General features: G+C 68.9%; 16 protein-coding genes and 1 pseudogene. 8 read left to right on the top strand and 9 right to left on the bottom strand.

The window, feature by feature from the left end; translation table 11 throughout:
* Nucleotides 1-18: 18 nt before the first annotated feature.
* Nucleotides 19-1,005, top strand: a complete 987-nt coding sequence (trxB, locus tag ACWDAS_RS11715) for a thioredoxin-disulfide reductase (RefSeq protein WP_450388769.1) — start codon at nucleotides 19-21, stop codon at nucleotides 1,003-1,005.
* A gap of 47 nt (nucleotides 1,006-1,052) precedes the next feature.
* On the top strand, nucleotides 1,053-1,382 hold the full coding sequence (trxA, locus tag ACWDAS_RS11720; RefSeq protein WP_450388771.1) for a thioredoxin: 330 nt from the start codon (nucleotides 1,053-1,055) through the stop codon (nucleotides 1,380-1,382).
* A gap of 55 nt (nucleotides 1,383-1,437) precedes the next feature.
* On the opposite strand, the gene ACWDAS_RS11725 is transcribed toward trxA, so the two are convergent.
* The 9 genes from ACWDAS_RS11725 to rpmH form a co-directional block, all read right to left on the bottom strand.
* The gene (locus ACWDAS_RS11725) at nucleotides 1,438-2,055 is read right to left on the bottom strand and encodes a GNAT family N-acetyltransferase (protein ID WP_450388773.1); all 618 of its coding nucleotides are present in this window, start codon (nucleotides 2,053-2,055) and stop codon (nucleotides 1,438-1,440) included.
* 300 nt (nucleotides 2,056-2,355) lie between these two features.
* Nucleotides 2,356-3,477 carry a ParB/RepB/Spo0J family partition protein gene (locus ACWDAS_RS11730; protein WP_450388774.1) on the bottom strand — a complete coding sequence of 374 codons (1,122 nt, stop codon included), beginning with the start codon at nucleotides 3,475-3,477 and terminating at the stop codon, nucleotides 2,356-2,358.
* On the bottom strand, nucleotides 3,474-4,523 hold the full coding sequence (locus tag ACWDAS_RS11735) for a ParA family protein (RefSeq protein WP_450388776.1): 1,050 nt from the start codon (nucleotides 4,521-4,523) through the stop codon (nucleotides 3,474-3,476). Before ACWDAS_RS11735 ends, ACWDAS_RS11730 begins: the two co-directional genes overlap by 4 nt.
* Before the next feature lie 254 nt (nucleotides 4,524-4,777).
* Complete coding sequence (rsmG, locus tag ACWDAS_RS11740; RefSeq protein ID WP_450388778.1) at nucleotides 4,778-5,494, bottom strand: 16S rRNA (guanine(527)-N(7))-methyltransferase RsmG; 717 nt, start codon at nucleotides 5,492-5,494, stop codon at nucleotides 4,778-4,780.
* A 105-nt stretch (nucleotides 5,495-5,599) separates the two neighbouring features.
* Nucleotides 5,600-6,094 (bottom strand): Jag family protein, encoded by a 495-nt coding sequence (locus ACWDAS_RS11745; RefSeq protein WP_450388780.1) that lies wholly within the window; start codon nucleotides 6,092-6,094, stop codon nucleotides 5,600-5,602.
* Nucleotides 6,095-6,109: 15 nt separating this feature from the next.
* The gene (gene yidC, locus ACWDAS_RS11750) at nucleotides 6,110-7,156 is read right to left on the bottom strand and encodes a membrane protein insertase YidC (RefSeq protein ID WP_450388782.1); all 1,047 of its coding nucleotides are present in this window, start codon (nucleotides 7,154-7,156) and stop codon (nucleotides 6,110-6,112) included.
* Between the two features lie 2 nt (nucleotides 7,157-7,158).
* Nucleotides 7,159-7,479 (bottom strand): membrane protein insertion efficiency factor YidD, encoded by a 321-nt coding sequence (gene yidD / locus ACWDAS_RS11755; RefSeq protein ID WP_450388784.1) that lies wholly within the window; start codon nucleotides 7,477-7,479, stop codon nucleotides 7,159-7,161.
* Complete coding sequence (gene rnpA, locus ACWDAS_RS11760; protein WP_089225441.1) at nucleotides 7,476-7,850, bottom strand: ribonuclease P protein component; 375 nt, start codon at nucleotides 7,848-7,850, stop codon at nucleotides 7,476-7,478. The genes yidD and rnpA overlap by 4 nt, the downstream gene beginning before the upstream one ends.
* Nucleotides 7,851-7,877: 27 nt before the next feature.
* Nucleotides 7,878-8,015 (bottom strand): 50S ribosomal protein L34, encoded by a 138-nt coding sequence (rpmH, locus tag ACWDAS_RS11765; RefSeq protein ID WP_003975051.1) that lies wholly within the window; start codon nucleotides 8,013-8,015, stop codon nucleotides 7,878-7,880.
* A gap of 386 nt (nucleotides 8,016-8,401) precedes the next feature.
* On the opposite strand from rpmH, the gene dnaA reads away from it, so the two are divergent.
* The 6 genes and pseudogenes from dnaA to gyrB all read left to right on the top strand — a co-directional run bounded on the left by dnaA (nucleotide 8,402) and on the right by gyrB (nucleotide 17,124).
* Nucleotides 8,402-10,150 (top strand): chromosomal replication initiator protein DnaA, encoded by a 1,749-nt coding sequence (dnaA, locus tag ACWDAS_RS11770; RefSeq protein WP_450388786.1) that lies wholly within the window; start codon nucleotides 8,402-8,404, stop codon nucleotides 10,148-10,150.
* An 849-nt stretch (nucleotides 10,151-10,999) separates the two neighbouring features.
* On the top strand, nucleotides 11,000-12,130 hold the full coding sequence (gene dnaN, locus ACWDAS_RS11775; protein ID WP_450388788.1) for a DNA polymerase III subunit beta: 1,131 nt from the start codon (nucleotides 11,000-11,002) through the stop codon (nucleotides 12,128-12,130).
* A 79-nt stretch (nucleotides 12,131-12,209) separates the two neighbouring features.
* Nucleotides 12,210-13,094, top strand: a pseudogene (gene gnd, locus ACWDAS_RS11780) (phosphogluconate dehydrogenase (NAD(+)-dependent, decarboxylating)); the annotation flags it as partial.
* Nucleotides 13,095-13,126: 32 nt separating this feature from the next.
* On the top strand, nucleotides 13,127-14,257 hold the full coding sequence (gene recF / locus ACWDAS_RS11785) for a DNA replication/repair protein RecF (protein ID WP_450388790.1): 1,131 nt from the start codon (nucleotides 13,127-13,129) through the stop codon (nucleotides 14,255-14,257).
* Nucleotides 14,254-14,811, top strand: coding sequence for a DUF721 domain-containing protein (locus tag ACWDAS_RS11790; protein ID WP_450388792.1), 558 nt, complete (start codon nucleotides 14,254-14,256; stop codon nucleotides 14,809-14,811). The genes recF and ACWDAS_RS11790 overlap by 4 nt, the downstream gene beginning before the upstream one ends.
* A gap of 270 nt (nucleotides 14,812-15,081) precedes the next feature.
* Nucleotides 15,082-17,124, top strand: a complete 2,043-nt coding sequence (gene gyrB, locus ACWDAS_RS11795) for a DNA topoisomerase (ATP-hydrolyzing) subunit B (RefSeq protein WP_450388793.1) — start codon at nucleotides 15,082-15,084, stop codon at nucleotides 17,122-17,124.
* Nucleotides 17,125-17,163 lie beyond the last annotated feature (39 nt).

Consider the following 17,163-nt stretch of genomic DNA (forward strand, 5'->3'; position numbering starts at 1 on the left):
AGAGACGAGGAAGAACCCGTGAGCGACGTCCGAAACGTGATCATCATCGGTTCCGGGCCGGCGGGATACACAGCCGCGCTCTACACCGCCCGCGCCTCCCTCAAGCCCTTGGTCTTCGAGGGAGCGGTCACCGCAGGCGGCGCTCTGATGACCACGACCGAGGTGGAGAACTTCCCCGGCTTCCGCGATGGCATCATGGGCCCCGACCTCATGGAGAACATGCGGGCCCAGGCCGAACGCTTCGGTGCCGAGCTCATCCCGGACGACATCGTCGAGGTCGACCTCGACGGTGACATCAAGACCGTCACCGACTCCGCGGGCACCGTCCACCGGGCGAAGGCCGTCATCATCGCCACCGGTTCCCAGCACCGCAAGCTCGGGCTTGCCAACGAGGACCAGCTGTCCGGCCGCGGTGTCTCGTGGTGCGCCACCTGTGACGGCTTCTTCTTCAAGGACCACGAGATCGCCGTCATCGGTGGTGGTGACACCGCGCTGGAGGAGGCGACCTTCCTCTCCCGCTTCGCCAAGAGCGTGACCGTGGTCCACCGCCGGGACACCCTGCGTGCCTCCAAGGCCATGCAGGAGCGGGCCTTTGCCGACCCGAAGATCAAGTTCCTCTGGGACAACGAGGTCGCCGAAATCAAGGGCGACGGCAAGCTCTCCGGTCTGGTCCTGCGCAACACCAAGACCGGTGAGGCCTCCGAGCTCCCCGTCACCGGGCTGTTCATCGCGATCGGCCACGACCCCCGCACCGAGCTCTTCAAGGGTGTCCTCGACCTGGACGAGGAGGGCTACCTCAAGGTCAAGTCCCCCAGCACCCGTACGAAGATCCCCGGCGTCTTCGCCGCGGGTGACGTCGTGGACCACACCTACCGCCAGGCGATCACCGCCGCGGGCACCGGTTGCTCCGCCGCCCTGGACGCCGAGCGCTACCTCGCCGCTCTGAGCGACGCGGGCAGCGAGCACACCCGCGAGCCCGAGCAGACCGCCGCCGCGGTCGTCTGACCGCACCGCACTACGAAGTACCCGTCCAACACACCGAGGAGACAGCCGTGGCCGGCAACACCAAGATCGTGACCGATGCGACCTTCGACGAGGAGGTCCTGTCCAGCGACAAGCCCGTCCTCGTCGATTTCTGGGCCGAGTGGTGCGGTCCGTGCCGCCAGATCGCCCCGTCCCTCGAGGCGATCGCCGCAGAGCACAGCGACCAGATCACCATCGTCAAGCTGAACATCGACGAGAACCCGGTCACCGCCGCCAAGTACGGCGTCATGTCGATCCCGACCCTCAACGTCTACAAGGGCGGGGAGGTCGTGAAGACCATCGTCGGCGCCAAGCCGAAGGCCGCGATCGAGCGCGACCTGGCCGACTACATCGGCTGAGCACCGCAGGCAGACACGGAAGGGCCCGCCCCCTGAGGGGCGGGCCCTTCGTCCGTCACAGGGGCCGCAGCGCCGGTTCCTTCTGCACGGCACCGAGCAGCCGGTCGATCGCCATCTCGACGTCCTCCTTCCAGGAGATCGTCGTCCGCAGTTCCAGCCTCATCCGGGGAAACCGCGGATGAGGCCGCACGGTCTTGAACCCCACGGCCAGCAGATGCTCGGCCGGGAGAACACACGCGGGCTCCTCCCAGCGCGCGTCACCGAACGCCTCGATCGCCCGGAAGCCGCGCCGCACCAGGTCTTTGGCCACGGTCTGCACCAATACCCGTCCCAGCCCCTGCCCCTGGAAACCCGGCATGATCCGGGCCGTCATCAGCTGGACGGCGTCGGCGGAGACGGGGCTCGTGGGAAAGGCCGTGGACCGCGGCACATAGGCCGGCGGGGCGTAGAGCACAAAGCCGGCCGGCACCTCGTCCACGTAGACGACACGGCCGCACGATCCCCACTCCAGCAGCACGGCGGAGATCCAGGCCTCCTTCTCCAGCTCCGGCTTACCGGCCTGGACGGCGGCTTCCCCGCTTACCGGATCGAGCTCCCAGAAGACGCACGAGCGGCAGCGGTTGGGGAGATCCGGGAGGTTGTCCAGCGTGAGCGGAACGAGCCGACGCCCCATGAGGTCAGACCCTCGTTTCTGTCGTGGACCCAACTGCCGACGAAGCCACCCACGGCGCCCAGCCCAAGACCCGCCGCCACGAGAGCGGCCTTCTGCCAATCGTGCTCCACTCCAGCGCGCCGCACCGATCGCATGGGCCCCTCCTCGGAGGTAATGCTCCATCCCGTACGCATCGTATCTGTGAGCGGACAAGTCCGACACCGGAGCAACGCGAACGGCCCAGCAAAAAGCGGTCCGCATCCCTCGAAGGGATGCGGACCGCTCGTTCGTTGCGACCCCGGTGCGGGAGAAGGAGCAGACTCACTCCTCGTCGTCGTCGGTCTCCTCGGTGAGCGACCGCTGAAGGACCTTGCTCTCACCGGGCGCCATCGAGCCGAGGATGCGCTCCAGATCTTCTATCGAGGCGAACTCCACGACGATCTTTCCGCGCTTCTGCCCGAGGTCCACCTTCACCCGGGTCTCGAAGCGGTCCGAGAGCCGCAGGGCGAGGTCGGTGAGGGCGGGGGACACCCGCTTGCCCGCCCTCGGGGACGGAGCCTTCCGCGCCGGCTGGGACTCGGAGTTCATCACATGCACGATCTCCTCGACCGCGCGCACCGAGAGCCCCTCGGCCACGATCCGGCTGGCGAGCCGGTCCTGGTCCTCCACGTCCTCCAGGGCGAGCAATGAGCGGGCGTGCCCGGCGGAGAGCACACCAGCCGCCACCCGGCGCTGCACGGGCGCTGAGAGCTTCAGCAGTCGCAGGGTGTTGGAGACCTGGGAGCGCGAGCGGCCGATGCGGTCGGCGAGCTGCTCGTGGGTGCAGGCGAAGTCCTTGAGGAGCTGGTCGTAGGCGGCTGCCTCTTCCAGCGGGTTCAGCTGGGCGCGGTGCAGGTTCTCCAGCAGCGCGTCGAGGAGGAGCTTCTCGTCGTCGGTGGCCCGTACGATCGCCGGGATGGCGTCCAGGCCCGCCTCGCGGCTGGCCCGCCAGCGCCGCTCGCCCATGATGAGCTCATAGCGCTCCGGGGCGATCTGGCGGACGACGACCGGCTGCAGCAGGCCGACCTCCTTGATGGAGGTGACCAGCTCGGCAAGCGCGTCCTCGTCGAAGACCTCACGCGGCTGACGCGGGTTGGGGGTGATCGCGTCCAGAGGCAGTTCGGCGAAGTACGCCCCCGCCACCATGGACGGCTCCTGGGAGGCGATGCCTTCCGGTGTTTCACGTGAAACCGGGATCGTCGCGGTGCCCTCGCGTCCCTGCTGCTCCACCAGGCCCGCCACCTTGGCGGCGGCGATGCCTCGCTCCGGCGCCAGGACAGCGGCGGCGGTCGGTGCGGCGGTCGTCGTCGCCACCGCGGTCGCGGCTGCCGCGTCCGCACCATTCGGCGCGGCGGGAATCAGCGCGCCGAGACCACGGCCGAGTCCTCTGCGTCGCTCACTCACTGGATCCCCTCCGACATGCTCTGCTCATTGAACTCTTGGGTGCGCCCGAGGCCACGCAGCGCCATCTCACGTGCCGCCTCAAGGTACGACAGCGCCCCGCTGGAACCCGGATCGTAGGTCAGCACCGTCTGGCCGTAGCTGGGTGCCTCCGAGATGCGGACCGAGCGCGGGATGCTCGTGCTGAGCACCTCCTTGCCGAAGTGGGTGCGCACTTCTTCGGCGACCTGTGAGGCAAGCCGGGTCCGGCCGTCGTACATGGTCAACAGAATGGTGGAGACATGGAGCTTGGGGTTGAGGTGGCCCCGCACCAGCTCCACATTGCGGAGCAGCTGCCCCAGTCCCTCCAGGGCGTAGTACTCGCACTGGATCGGGATGAGGACCTCGGCGCCGGCCACCAGGGCGTTGACGGTCAGCAGGCCGAGCGAGGGCGGGCAGTCGATGAGGATGTAGTCCAGCGGCTGCTCATAGGACTCGATGGCCCGCTGCAGCCGGCTCTCCCGGGCCACCAGCGAGACCAGCTCGATCTCGGCGCCGGCCAGATCGATCGTGGCGGGGGCGCAGAAGAGGCCTTCCACGTCCGGCACGGGCTGGACGACATCGGAGAGCGGCTTGCTCTCCACCAGGACGTCGTAGATGGAGGGGACTTCGGCATGGTGGTCGATCCCCAGGGCCGTGGAGGCGTTGCCCTGGGGGTCGAGGTCCACGACCAGCACCCGGGCGCCGTGCAGGGCCAGGGAGGCGGCCATGTTGACCGTGGTCGTGGTCTTGCCGACGCCGCCCTTCTGGTTGGCGACCACGACCACTCTGGTCTCGGCGGGACGCGGGAGTCCTTCACCGGCCCGCCCCATTGCCTCCACGGCCAGTTGGGCGGCACGGCCGATGGGGGTGTCGTCCATCGGGGGCGGTGTTTCACGTGAAACATCATCCCCGAACGGCTCGGTACGGGGACCGGGGACCGGATCGGCCATCGGTCCCGCGATGTTGGCGTCGGACCGCAAGGATTCACTCTCCTCGACTACAAGCTCGCAATGAACAGAGCCTGCCATGCTTTCGGGGTCGCGAACCAGTGAGGGCCGTTCTCCTGTGGATGAATCCACCGGTTGAGTCACCGAATGGGTCATCTCGGCGGCCCGATGAGAGAGCGATTCGGCCGCGGCACGGGCGCGGCCGAGGATTCCTGGAAGCAGAGAGCGCCGTTTCACGTGAAACACGATGCGCAGCGCCGCGACCGTTTCCTACACGACACTCCGGATTGGGTCAGTATGGCCGTTTATATGGAGCAGATGGCCGCCCCTTCGTGTCAGCGCTCCCGCCGGCGGCTCGCACGGGCCGCCTTGGCCCGCCGGGTCGCCGCCCGGACACCGCCGGGACTCTCTCCCACGAGCACCCGCACCACGGTCGACAGCGGATCCACAACCCCCTCGCCGACCTGGACCACAGAGGTCTCCACGGCACCGAGGCGGCTCAGCGCGGCACGCGCTGCCTTCAGCTCCTCCTCCGCCGTGTCACCCTTGAGGACGGTCATCTCCCCGTGCGGGCGGAGCAGGGGCAGTCCCCAGCCCGCCAGCCAGTCCAGCGGCGCCACGGCGCGTGCGGTCACCACATCCACCGGGGGCAGCTTTCCGACCATCTCCTCGGCCCGGCCGCGCACCACCGAGACATTGGACAGTCCCAGCAGCCGCACGGCCTCCTCGAGGAAGGTGGTTCTGCGGAGCAGCGGCTCCAGCAGGGTGATGCCGAGGTCCGGCCGGGTCAGTGCCAGCGGAATACCCGGAAGTCCCGCCCCGGAGCCCACGTCGCACACCGAGACGCCCTGGGGGATGACCTCGGCGAGCACCGCGCAGTTCAGCAGGTGGCGCTCCCACAGCCGGGGTACCTCCCGAGGGCCGATCAGCCCGCGGCGCACCCCCGCGTCGGCCAGCAGTTCCGCGTACCGCACCGCGTCCGCGAAGCGCTCCCCGAACACCTCCCGTGCCGCTTCCGGCGCCGGGGGAAGTTCCGCCGCTGCCTCCGTCACGAGAACCGTCCTTCCGTTGTTACGGGCCTTCACCAGGCTGACAAGATTCGGCCCCGCCTGCGAACAGACGGGGCCGAGTGAGTACCGCGGGGGACCAGAGGGAGGTCAGGCCGGAAGGACGACCACCCGGCGCTCGGGCTCCTCGCCCTCGGATTCGCTGCGCAGCCCCGCGGCGGCGACGGCGTCGTGCACGACCTTGCGCTCGAAAGGCGTCATCGGCTTCAGCTTCACCGGCTTGCCGGAGCCCTTGACCTCCTCGGCCGCCTTCTCGCCCAGCTCGGTCAGCTCGGCGCGCTTCCGCGCCCGGAAGCCGGCGATGTCCAGCATCAGCCGGCTGCGATCGCCGGTCTCCCGGTGCACCGCGAGCCGGGTCAGCTCCTGGAGCGCCTCCAGCACCTCGCCGTCCCGGCCGACGAGCTTGTTGAGGTCACGGCTCGACGTGTCGCCGATGATGGAGACCGAGGCCCGGTCGCCCTCGACGTCCATGTCGATGTCACCGTCGAGGTCGGCGATGTCCAGCAGCCCCTCGAGGTAGTCGGCCGCGATCTCGCCCTCCTGCTCGAGGCGGGTGAGCGCGTCGGTGGTGTTGCCGTCCGTCACGGCAGGACTCCTCTACTACTTCTTCTTCGACAGGTTCGGCTTGTCCGCGCCGCTGCTCGGCTTGGGCTTGGTGCCCGCGGTCGTCCCGCCGCCCGGCTTGGGCTTCGGCTTGGTGCTGCCGGCAGCACCCGGCTGCGCGGGACCGCCGGTCTGACGCTGGGACTTGGACTGGCGCTTGGGCTGGGTGCGCTTCACCGGCACGGCGTCCTGCGGCTCCTGGGCAGCGGGCTCGTCCTTCAGCTTGCCCTTGGCCCTCAGGCGCTCCTCGCGCTGCTTGAAGGCGAGGCTGCCCGGGGTCGGGTTCCGGCGGATGACGAACATCTGCTGTCCCATGGTCCACACGTTGGTGGTCAGCCAGTAGATGAGGACACCGACCGGGAAGTTGATGCCGAAGACGGCGAACATGATCGGGAAGACGTACATCAGCATCTTCTGCTGCTGCATGAACGGCGTCTTGACCGTCATGTCGACGTTCTTCGTCATCAGCTGGCGCTGCGTGTAGAACTGCGAGGCCGACATCAGGACGATCATGATGACGGTGACCACGCGGACGTCGACGAGCGTCGCACCCAGCGACTGCAACTTGGCGGCGCTGTCGGTGAACTTCGCCGCGATCGGGGCGCCGAAGATGTGGGCGTGCTGGGCGCTGTTGACCAGGTCCTGGTTCATGACGCCGACCTGCTTGCCCTGCGCGATGTAGCTCAGCACGTGGTACAGCGAGAAGAAGAAGGGCGACTGCGCCAGGATCGGAAGGCACGAGGAGAGCGGGTTGGTGCCCGTCTCCTTGTACAGCTTCATCATCTCTTCGGACTGGCGCTGCCGGTCGTTCTTGTAGCGCTCCTGGATCGCCTTCATCTTCGGCTGGAGCGCCTGCATGTTCCGGGTCGACTTGATCTGCTTCACGAAGAGCGGGATCAGGCAGATCCGGATCAGGACCACCAGAGAGACGATCGACAGACCCCAGGCCCAGCCGCTGTCCTTGTCAAAGACAAGGCTGTACAGCGAGTGGAACTGGACAATGATCCACGAAACGGCATCGTAGAGGGGGTTCAAGATCCCCACGGTCAGGCTCCTTGGGCATGAGGCGTCTCGACGGGCTCGGGAGTAACGGACCCGCCTGGTGCGTCACCCCGGAGGGCGCTGCGCAGGCGAGCGTGCCACGGCGGTCGCTTGCGCGGTGGGACATGATCCACACCGCCCGGCGACCACGGGTTGCAACGCAGGATCCGCCACGCGGTCAGGGCGGTGCCCTTGATCGCGCCGTGCCGATCGATCGCCGTATACCCGTAGTGAGAACACGAGGGGTAGTACTTGCAGACCGGACCGAGCAACGGGCTGATGGTCCACTGGTAAATCTTGATCAACGCCAGGAACGGGTACTTCATAGCGCCACCCCCAGGAGCCTCCCGAGGGCGGCATCCAGGTCTCGGGCCAGCTGTGAATGGTCTGCGTCACCCGCACCGGGCAGCGCTCGTACGACTACCAGGCTACCGGGGGGCAGCACGGACAGACGTTCGCGAACAAGGTGACGAAGCCGACGCTTGACCAGGTTCCGGGTCACGGCGCCACCGACGGCCTTGCTCACGACGAAACCCGCACGCGCCGGGGAGGCACTCCCCCCCGCCGCGTGCGGGTCCCTTGTGTCACTGTCGGTGCGCAGGTGGACGACCAGTAGCGGGCGTCCGGCCCGGCGTCCTCGACGTACCGCGGTCGCGAAGTCCTGCCGCCGCCTCAGCCGATTCTCGGTGGGCAGCACGACATCACACCTCGCGCTTCGGTGCGATCAGGCGGACAGACGGGCGCGGCCCTTGCTGCGGCGGGTCGCGAGGATGGCGCGACCGGCACGCGTACGCATACGCAGCCGGAAGCCGTGGGTCTTCGCGCGACGACGGTTGTTCGGCTGGAAGGTGCGCTTGCTCACTCGGGGGCTCCAGGATGAATCGTGTGTTGGCGGGGCGTCGCCTGGCTGTCACCGTGCGCCCACGAGAAACTCGCGGAACATCCAGGTGTGCACCGCTTGACGATCACCTGAGTGATCCTCGCCCATCGGTAGGCAGGCGGCAGCAGCCATCGACAACTCGACCTGGTTACGGTACGCGGGGCCGCGGCATCAGGTCAAACCAGCCGGGGTGCGGGCCGTCTGCGCCGCCATCCGGACGTGGTTTTGCACACCCTGTGGACAACGACTTGAACCAGGGACGTCGCGCTGACTACCGTGGCTGAACCCCGAAACATTCCCGTCCGTCCCAAGAACCACACCTTCGTGGGACCCATCGGCACCAACCAGCGACCGAGAGAGCGTGCACTGTGGCTGACGTAACTGCCGATCTTGCCTCAGTGTGGCCCAGGGTCCTGCAGAAACTGCTGGTCGAGAGCGACGACCTCAAGCCGAAGGACGCGGACTGGCTGCAGCGCACGCAGCCGCTGGCGCTCGTCGCGGGCACGGCCGTGCTGTCGGCCCCCAACGAGTTCGCCAAGAGCGTGCTGGAGGGACGTCTCCTGCCGCTGATCACGGATGTCCTCAGCCGTGAGTTCGGCCACCCCGTGGGCATCGCCATCGCCGTCGCCTCGGGCGGCGAGCCGGAGCCGGCCCCCGCGCCGCAGCACCCCGCGGCCGGCCCGGAGCACGAGCCCCAGCCCCAGCCCGCCGCGTACGCCGCCGAGCCCGTCCGGTACGGGGAGCAGCCGCACGGCTACGGCGAGGTCCCGCGCATGCGGCCCGCCTACCCCGAGCACGCCGTCGGGAGTACGGGAGGAGCCGGCGCCTGGCCGCCCCGCGAGCCCGAGGACCACTGGCGGCAGCAGCGGCTCGGGGATTACCAGGAGCGCGAGCCGTACCAGCCCCCCGCCTCCCGCTACGAGATCCCGTCGCCGCACCGGCCCCCGGTGCGCCCGGAGCCCGTCACGCCGCAGATGCCCACCATGCCGCCGCCGCGCACCGGCGGTGGCAGTGGTGCCGGTTCCTCCACGGGCACCGGAACCGGCTCCGGCACGGGTGCGGGCGGTTCCGGCGGTCCCGCCGAGCCCACCGCGCGCCTGAACCCCAAGTACCTGTTCGACACCTTCGTCATCGGCGCCTCCAACCGCTTCGCGCACGCCGCGGCGGTCGCCGTCGCGGAGGCCCCGGCCAAGGCGTACAACCCGCTGTTCATCTACGGGGAGTCCGGCCTCGGCAAGACGCACCTGCTGCACGCGATCGGGCACTACGCCCGGAGCCTGTACCCGGGCACGCGGGTGCGCTACGTGAGCTCCGAGGAGTTCACCAACGAGTTCATCAACTCCATCCGCGACGGCAAGGCGGACGCGTTCCGCCGGCGCTACCGCGACATGGACATCCTGCTGGTCGACGACATCCAGTTCCTGGCGAGCAAGGAGTCGACGCAGGAGGAGTTCTTCCACACCTTCAACACCCTGCACAACGCCAACAAGCAGATCGTGCTCTCCTCGGACCGGCCGCCCAAGCAGCTGGTGACCCTGGAGGACCGGCTGCGCAACCGTTTCGAGTGGGGTCTGATCACCGACGTCCAGCCGCCCGAGCTGGAGACCCGGATCGCGATCCTCCGCAAGAAGGCGGTGCAGGAGCAGCTGAACGCCCCGCCGGAGGTGCTGGAGTTCATCGCCTCCCGGATCTCGCGGAACATCCGCGAGCTGGAGGGCGCGCTGATCCGCGTGACGGCCTTCGCCAGCCTCAACCGGCAGCCGGTGGACCTGCAGCTCACCGAGATCGTGCTGAAGGACCTGATCCCGGGCGGGGAGGACTCCGTCCCGGAGATCAGCGGGCAGGCGATCATGGCGGAGACGGCCTCGTACTTCGGCCTGGACGTGGAGGACCTCTCCGGCTCCTCGCGCAGCCGGGTGCTCGTCACGGCCCGGCAGATCGCCATGTACCTGTGCCGGGAGCTCACGGACCTCTCGCTGCCCAAGATCGGCGCCCTCTTCGGCGGCCGCGACCACACGACCGTCATGCACGCGGACCGCAAGATCCGCTCCCTGATGGCCGAGCGCAGGTCCATCTACAACCAGGTCACCGAGCTCACCAACCGCATCAAGAGCTGAGGAAGCTCGTCCTCCGCGCCCTCAGCGGCGCCCTCAGCCGTCCACAGCGCCCCGGGTCCAACTACCGGGGCGCTTTTCGTTGTTCGATTGCGCCGGCCGTCTCCTGGGGACAGGAACGTCTCTCCACAGGACAGGGCGGTTTTCCCCCGTCCACAGCCTGGGGATGCCCGGGTTGTCCAGAACGTGTCCACAGCCGGGGCTGCGGGATAATCATCCGGGCTGCTGAGAGCGGTGTGGATTTGTGGGCAACCCCGATCCACAGACTGTGGATGCTCCGGCCGCCCACAGGGACGCCTTCCCGGTTGTCCACCGGTCGCCCACAGGCGGGGGCCCGTTGTCCCCAGTCGGAGGCCGTTTCTCCACAGTCCTGTCCACTGTTCGGCAACGGAACACACCCGCTCACCGATCGGAGTGAACCGCGTCACACCAACGTGGTGGGTTGGGCTGGGGAGAACCCGGGTATTCCTGGGGACAGCGCTGGGGAGAACCGGAGCACCCCTGTGAATCCCGTGTGCACAACTTCCGGCTGTCCACAGATGTGCCTGGTTGTCCACGGGCTCCACCCACAGGCCCGGTGGACAAAAAACTGGGTCTGACCTGCACCGGGACCACTTATCCACGGTTTCCACACCCCCTATTACTACGACCAGGGATAGTTACCGGGAAACCTGCTTCGAAGTGGGGCCTGTGCACAACCGAGCCGCGGGCCGTCCGCCTCCCCGGGCTCCGGCTTGACCCCAACCCGCACCGCATGTCCGTGGCGGCTGTCAGACTGTTCCCGGCAAGAGGGCCAGCAGGGCCAAGAGACAGTCGGCCACAGACAGCCAGCAACAGCAGGAGGCGGTTCCGGTGAAGATCCGGGTGGAGCGCGATGTACTCGCGGAGGCAGTGGCCTGGGCGGCCCGCAGTCTCCCGGCCCGTCCCCCGGTGCCGGTCCTGGCCGGCCTGCTGCTGAAGGCGGAGGAGGGCCAGCTGAGCCTGTCGGGCTTCGACTACGAGGTCTCGGCCCGCGTGTCGGTCGAGGCCGACGTCGAGGAGGACGGCACCGTCCTGGTCTCCGGCCGGCTGCTCGCCGACATCTCGCGGGCACTTCCCAACAGGCCTGTGGAGATCTCCACCGACGGTGTGCGCGTGAGCGTCGTCTGCGGCAGCTCGCGATTCACACTCCACACCCTCCCTGTGGACGAGTACCCGGCGCTGCCCGCGATGCCCACCGCCTCCGGCACCGTTCCCGGTGAGGTCTTCGCCGCGGCCGCCGCCCAGGTGGCCATCGCCGCCGGCCGTGACGACACCCTCCCGGTGCTCACCGGTGTGCGCATCGAGATCGAGGGCGACACCGTCACCCTGGCCGCCACCGACCGCTACCGCTTCGCGGTCCGCGAGTTCCTGTGGAAGCCGGAGACCCCGGACATGTCCGCGGTCGCCCTGGTGCCCGCCAAGACGCTGCTGGACACCGCCAAGTCCCTCACCAACGGCGACTCGGTCGCGATCGCCCTGGCCGGCTCCGGTGCGGGCGAGGGCCTGATCGGCTTCGAGGGCGCGGGCCGCCGTACGACCACCCGCCTGCTCGAGGGCGACCTGCCGAAGTACCGGACGCTCTTCCCGACCGAGTTCAACTCCGTCGCGGTGATCGAGACCGCCCCCTTCGTCGAGGCCGTCAAGCGTGTGGCGCTGGTCGCCGAGCGGAACACGCCGGTGCGGCTGAGCTTCGAGCAGGGCGTGCTGACCCTGGAGGCCGGCTCCAGCGACGACGCACAGGCTGTGGAGCGCGTGGACGCCAAGCTGGAGGGCGACGACATCTCGATCGCCTTCAACCCGACGTTCCTGCTGGACGGTCTGAGCGCGATCGACTCGCCGGTGGCGCAGCTGTCGTTCACCACGTCGACCAAGCCCGCGCTGCTCAGCGGCCGTCCGGCGGTCGACGCCGAGGCCGACGATGCGTACAAGTACCTGATCATGCCGGTCCGGCTGTCCGGCTGAAGCGAAGCCTGTCCGGTCACGTCGGCCTGCAAGGGCCGACGTAGGCTCGACGTAGGTCAGGCAGGCTTCGAACGAAGGATCAACGATGGAGCTCGGTCTCATCGGTCTCGGCAAGATGGGCGGCAACATGCGCACGCGCATCCGTCAGGCCGGTCACACTGTCATCGGCTACGACCGCAACCCGGATCTCGCCGATGTCCACAGCCTGCAGGAACTTGTGGACAAACTCGAGGCCCCGCGCGTGGTCTGGGTGATGGTGCCGGCCGGCGCCGCGACCCAGTCCACGATCGACGAACTCGGCGAACTGCTCTCCCCCGGTGACGTGGTCGTCGACGGCGGCAACTCTCGCTGGACGGACGACGAGAAGCACGCGGAGGAGCTGGCGGCCAAGGGCATCGGCTTCGTCGACTGCGGTGTCTCCGGCGGCGTCTGGGGCCTGGAGAACGGCTACGCGCTGATGTACGGCGGCGAGCCGGAGCACGTGGAGAAGGTGCAGCCCGTCTTCAACGCCCTCAAGCCGGTGGGGTCCTTCGGATCCGTCCACGCGGGCAAGGTCGGTGCCGGCCACTTCGCCAAGATGGTCCACAACGGCATCGAGTACGCCATGATGCAGGCCTACGCCGAGGGCTGGGAGCTGCTGGAGAAGGTCGACTCCGTCACCGACGTGCGCGAGGTCTTCCGCTCCTGGCAGGAGGGCACGGTCATCCGCTCCTGGCTGCTGGACCTCGCCGTCAACGCCCTTGACGAGGACGAGCACCTGGACAAGCTCAAGGGCTACGCGGAGGACTCCGGCGAGGGCCGCTGGACGGTCGAGGCGGCCATCGACAACGCCGTGCCGCTCCCCGCGATCACCGCGTCGCTCTTCGCCCGTTTCGCGTCCCGTCAGGACGACTCCCCGCAGATGAAGATGATCGCCGCGCTGCGCAACCAGTTCGGCGGGCACGCCGTCGAGACCAAGCAGTAGTCACACCCACGGGAAGGAGGCGGAGCGCAGCCATGCATGTCGCGCATCTGTCGCTCGCCGACTTCCGTTCCTACGCCCGGGTCGAGGTCCCGCTCGACCCGGGCGTCACCGCCTTCGTCGGCCCCAACGGGCAGGGCAAGACCAATCTGGTCGAGGCGGTCGGCTATCTGGCGACGCTGGGCAGCCACCGGGTCGCGGGCGACGCCCCGCTGGTGCGGATGGGCGCGGACCGGGCGATCGTGCGGGCGGCCGTCGTCCAGGGCGAGCGGCAGCAGCTGATCGAACTGGAGATCAATCCGGGCCGCTCCAACCGCGCCCGGCTCAACCGCTCCTCCCAGGTCCGCCCGCGCGATCTGCTGGGCATAGTCAGGACCGTGCTCTTCGCCCCGGAGGACCTGGCCCTGGTCAAGGGAGACCCCGGGGAGCGCCGCCGCTTCCTCGACGAGCTGCTCACCGCCCGGGCGCCCCGGCTGGCGGGGGTCCGCAGCGACTACGAGCGCGTCCTCAAGCAGCGCAACACCCTGCTCAAGTCGGCCGCCATGGCGCGCCGCCACGGCGGCCGCGGGGCCGACCTGTCCACCCTCGACGTGTGGGACCAGCACCTGGCCAAGGCCGGCGCCGAGCTGCTGGCCAGGCGCCTCGACCTCACCCACGCCCTCCAGCCGCTGGCCGACAAGGCGTACGAGCAGCTCGCCCCGGGCGGCGGCCCGGTCGTCATGGAGTACCGCAGTTCGATCGGCGAACGAATCGCCGGTGCGTCGGGCCGCGAGGAACTGCACGGACTGCTGCTGGAGGCCCTGGGCGAGTCCCGCAAGCAGGAGATCGAGCGCGGGGTGACCCTGATCGGCCCGCACCGCGACGACCTCGCCCTCAAGCTGGGGCAGCTTCCCGCCAAGGGGTACGCGAGTCACGGCGAGTCCTGGTCGTACGCGCTGGCGCTGCGCCTGGCCTCGTACGACCTGCTGCGCGCGGACGGCGGGGAGCCGGTGCTCGTGCTCGACGACGTCTTCGCCGAGCTCGACGCCCGCCGCCGCGACCGGCTGGCGGAGCTGGTGGCCCCCGGCGAGCAGGTGCTGGTGACCGCGGCGGTGGACGACGACGTCCCGGGCGTGCTGGTCGGCGCCCGGTACGCGGTGGAGAACGGCGGCGTGGAGCGGGCATGACGGATCAGCAGCACCGGCCGCAGGCGCCGGCGCAGGAGACGGGCGCTCAGGACAAGCCGGTGTCCGGGGTCGACCTGGCCCGTGTCGCGCTGCGTGCGGCGAAGGAGCAGGCGCGCGCCAGGGGCGCGGCCGCGCAGCAGAAGAAGCAGGCCCGGCGCGGGGGCCTGCGCAGCGGCGCGCGGGCGGACGGCCGGGATCCGCTGCCCCTCGGCGCCGCGATCAGCCGCCTGATCACCGAGCGAGGCTGGGAGGCCCCGGCGGCGGTGGGCGGCGTGATGGGCCGCTGGCCGCAGCTGGTGGGCGACGACGTGGCGCTGCACTGCCAGCCGCAGCGGTACGACGAGGAGGACCGGGTCCTCACGGTGCAGTGCGACTCCACGGCCTGGGCGACGCAGCTTCGGCTGCTTGCCCCGACGCTGGTGGCCAGGCTGAACGCCGATCTCGGGCACGGCACCGTGAAACTGATCAAGGTGCTGGGACCGGGGGGACCGGTGCGTTCGTACGGGCGGTTGCGTGCTCCCGGGAGCCGTGGGCCGGGCGATACGTACGGTTAGACCGGAAACCTGCTGTGCGTAATCGGGTCGAAGCCCTGTGCGCCCGCGTGAGCGGTCTAGAGACCCGGTCCGCGTGTGGGGAGTCGGCAGGAGGTACTTCAGTCGGGCACACGGGAACTCAGGTACCGCCAAAGCCCCATCTATGTCGGTGCTACCGGTAGACTGGTAGCAGTACCGCCCGCCCCTGGCCTCCGGCACCGGGGGACCCCAGCGGGACCAGTCGAACGATGTCGAGTGATGAAGCCGGTTCCGCTCCGCGGGACCCGGCTCATGCTGTGCCAGAAAGGGCGCTTCGTGGCCGATTCCGGCAACCCCAACGAGATCAATACGTCCGCAGCTGACGGCTCCGCCGTGCCCGCCTCCGGCGGGGCGTACGACGCCAGCGCGATCACCGTCCTGGAGGGACTGGACGCGGTCCGCAAGCGCCCGGGCATGTACATCGGCTCGACGGGCGAGCGCGGCCTGCACCACCTGGTGCAGGAGGTCGTCGACAACTCCGTCGACGAGGCGCTGGCCGGCCACGCGGACACCATCGAGGTCACCATCCTCCCCGACGGCGGCGTGCGGGTGGTCGACAACGGCCGCGGCATCCCCGTGGACATCGTGCCGTCCGAGGGCAAGCCCGCCGTCGAGGTCGTGCTCACCGTCCTGCACGCGGGCGGCAAGTTCGGCGGCGGCGGCTACGCGGTCTCCGGCGGTCTGCACGGCGTCGGCGTCTCCGTGGTCAACGCCCTGTCGACCAAGGTCGCGGTCGAGGTCAAGCGTGAGGGCTTCCGCTGGACCCAGGACTACAAGATGGGCGTCCCGACCGCCCCGCTGCAGAAGAACGAGGCGGTCTCCGAGACCGGCACCACCGTGACCTTCTGGGCCGACGGCGACATCTTCGAGACCACCGAGTACTCCTTCGAGACGCTGTCGCGGCGCTTCCAGGAGATGGCCTTCCTCAACAAGGGCCTGGCCATCACGCTGACGGACGAGCGTCCGGAGCACGCGGACGTGGAGAACGAGGGCCAGCCGCGCACCGTCAGGTACCACTACGAGGGCGGCATCGTCGACTTCGTGAAGTACCTGAACTCCCGCAAGGGCGAGCCGGTGCACCCTTCGGTGATCGACATCGAGGCGGAGGACACCGAACGCCTCCTCTCCGTCGAGGTCGCGATGCAGTGGAACACCCAGTACAGCGAGGGTGTCTACAGCTTCGCCAACACCATCCACACCCATGAGGGCGGCACTCACGAGGAGGGTTTCCGCGCCGCGCTGACCACGCTGGTCAACAAGTACGCGCGCGAGAAGAAGCTGCTGCGGGAGAAGGACGACAACCTCACCGGTGAGGACATCCGCGAGGGCCTGACCGCGATCATCTCGGTCAAGCTGGGCGAGCCGCAGTTCGAGGGCCAGACCAAGACCAAGCTCGGCAACACCGAGGCGAAGACCTTCGTGCAGAAGGTCGTGCACGAGCACCTGACGGACTGGCTGGACCGCAACCCCAACGAGGCCGCGGACATCATCCGCAAGTCGATCCAGGCCGCCACCGCGCGCGTCGCCGCCCGCAAGGCGCGCGACCTGACCCGCCGCAAGGGCCTGCTGGAGACGGCGTCGCTGCCGGGCAAGCTGAGCGACTGCCAGTCCAACGACCCGAGCAAGTGCGAGATCTTCATCGTCGAGGGTGACTCCGCCGGCGGCTCGGCCAAGTCAGGCCGCAACCCGCAGTACCAGGCCATCCTGCCGATCCGCGGCAAGATCCTGAACGTGGAGAAGGCGCGGATCGACAAGATCCTGCAGAACCAGGAGATCCAGGCGCTGATCTCGGCCTTCGGCACGGGTGTGCACGAGGACTTCGACATCTCCAAGCTGCGGTATCACAAGATCATCCTGATGGCCGACGCCGACGTGGACGGCCAGCACATCAACACCCTGCTGCTGACCTTCCTCTTCCGCTTCATGCGGCCGCTGGTCGAGGCCGGGCACGTGTACCTCTCCCGTCCCCCGCTCTACAAGATCAAGTGGGGCCGGGACGACTTCGAGTACGCGTACTCCGACCCCGAGCGCGACGCCCTGATCGAGCTGGGCCGCCAGAACGGCAAGCGCGTGCGCGAGGACTCGATCCAGCGCTTCAAGGGCCTCGGCGAGATGAACGCCGAGGAGCTGCGGGTCACCACCATGGACGTCGACCACCGGGTGCTGGGCCAGGTCACCCTTGACGACGCGGCCCTGGCCGACGACCTGTTCTCGGTGCTGATGGGCGAGGACGTCGAGGCCCGGCGCTCCTTCATCCAGCGCAACGCCAAGGATGTCCGCTTCCTCGACATCTGAGTCGGCCCCCATCAGCCGCCGCTCGAAAGGACTTTGACC

This window comes from Streptomyces sp. NPDC001070 (assembly GCF_053598835.1).

Excerpts from the sequence above, each read along its gene's own strand:
- gyrB (WP_450388793.1), top strand. The coding sequence starts at position 15,082 with ATGCTGTGCCAGAAAGGGCGCTTCGTGGCCGATTCCGGCAACCCCAAC.
- recF (WP_450388790.1), top strand. The coding sequence starts at position 13,127 with ATGCATGTCGCGCATCTGTCGCTCGCCGACTTCCGTTCCTACGCCCGG.
- ACWDAS_RS11790 (WP_450388792.1), top strand. The coding sequence starts at position 14,254 with ATGACGGATCAGCAGCACCGGCCGCAGGCGCCGGCGCAGGAGACGGGC.
- ACWDAS_RS11735 (WP_450388776.1), bottom strand. The coding sequence starts at position 4,523 with ATGGCAGGCTCTGTTCATTGCGAGCTTGTAGTCGAGGAGAGTGAATCC.
- yidD (WP_450388784.1), bottom strand. The coding sequence starts at position 7,479 with ATGAAGTACCCGTTCCTGGCGTTGATCAAGATTTACCAGTGGACCATC.
- ACWDAS_RS11725 (WP_450388773.1), bottom strand. The coding sequence starts at position 2,055 with ATGGGGCGTCGGCTCGTTCCGCTCACGCTGGACAACCTCCCGGATCTC.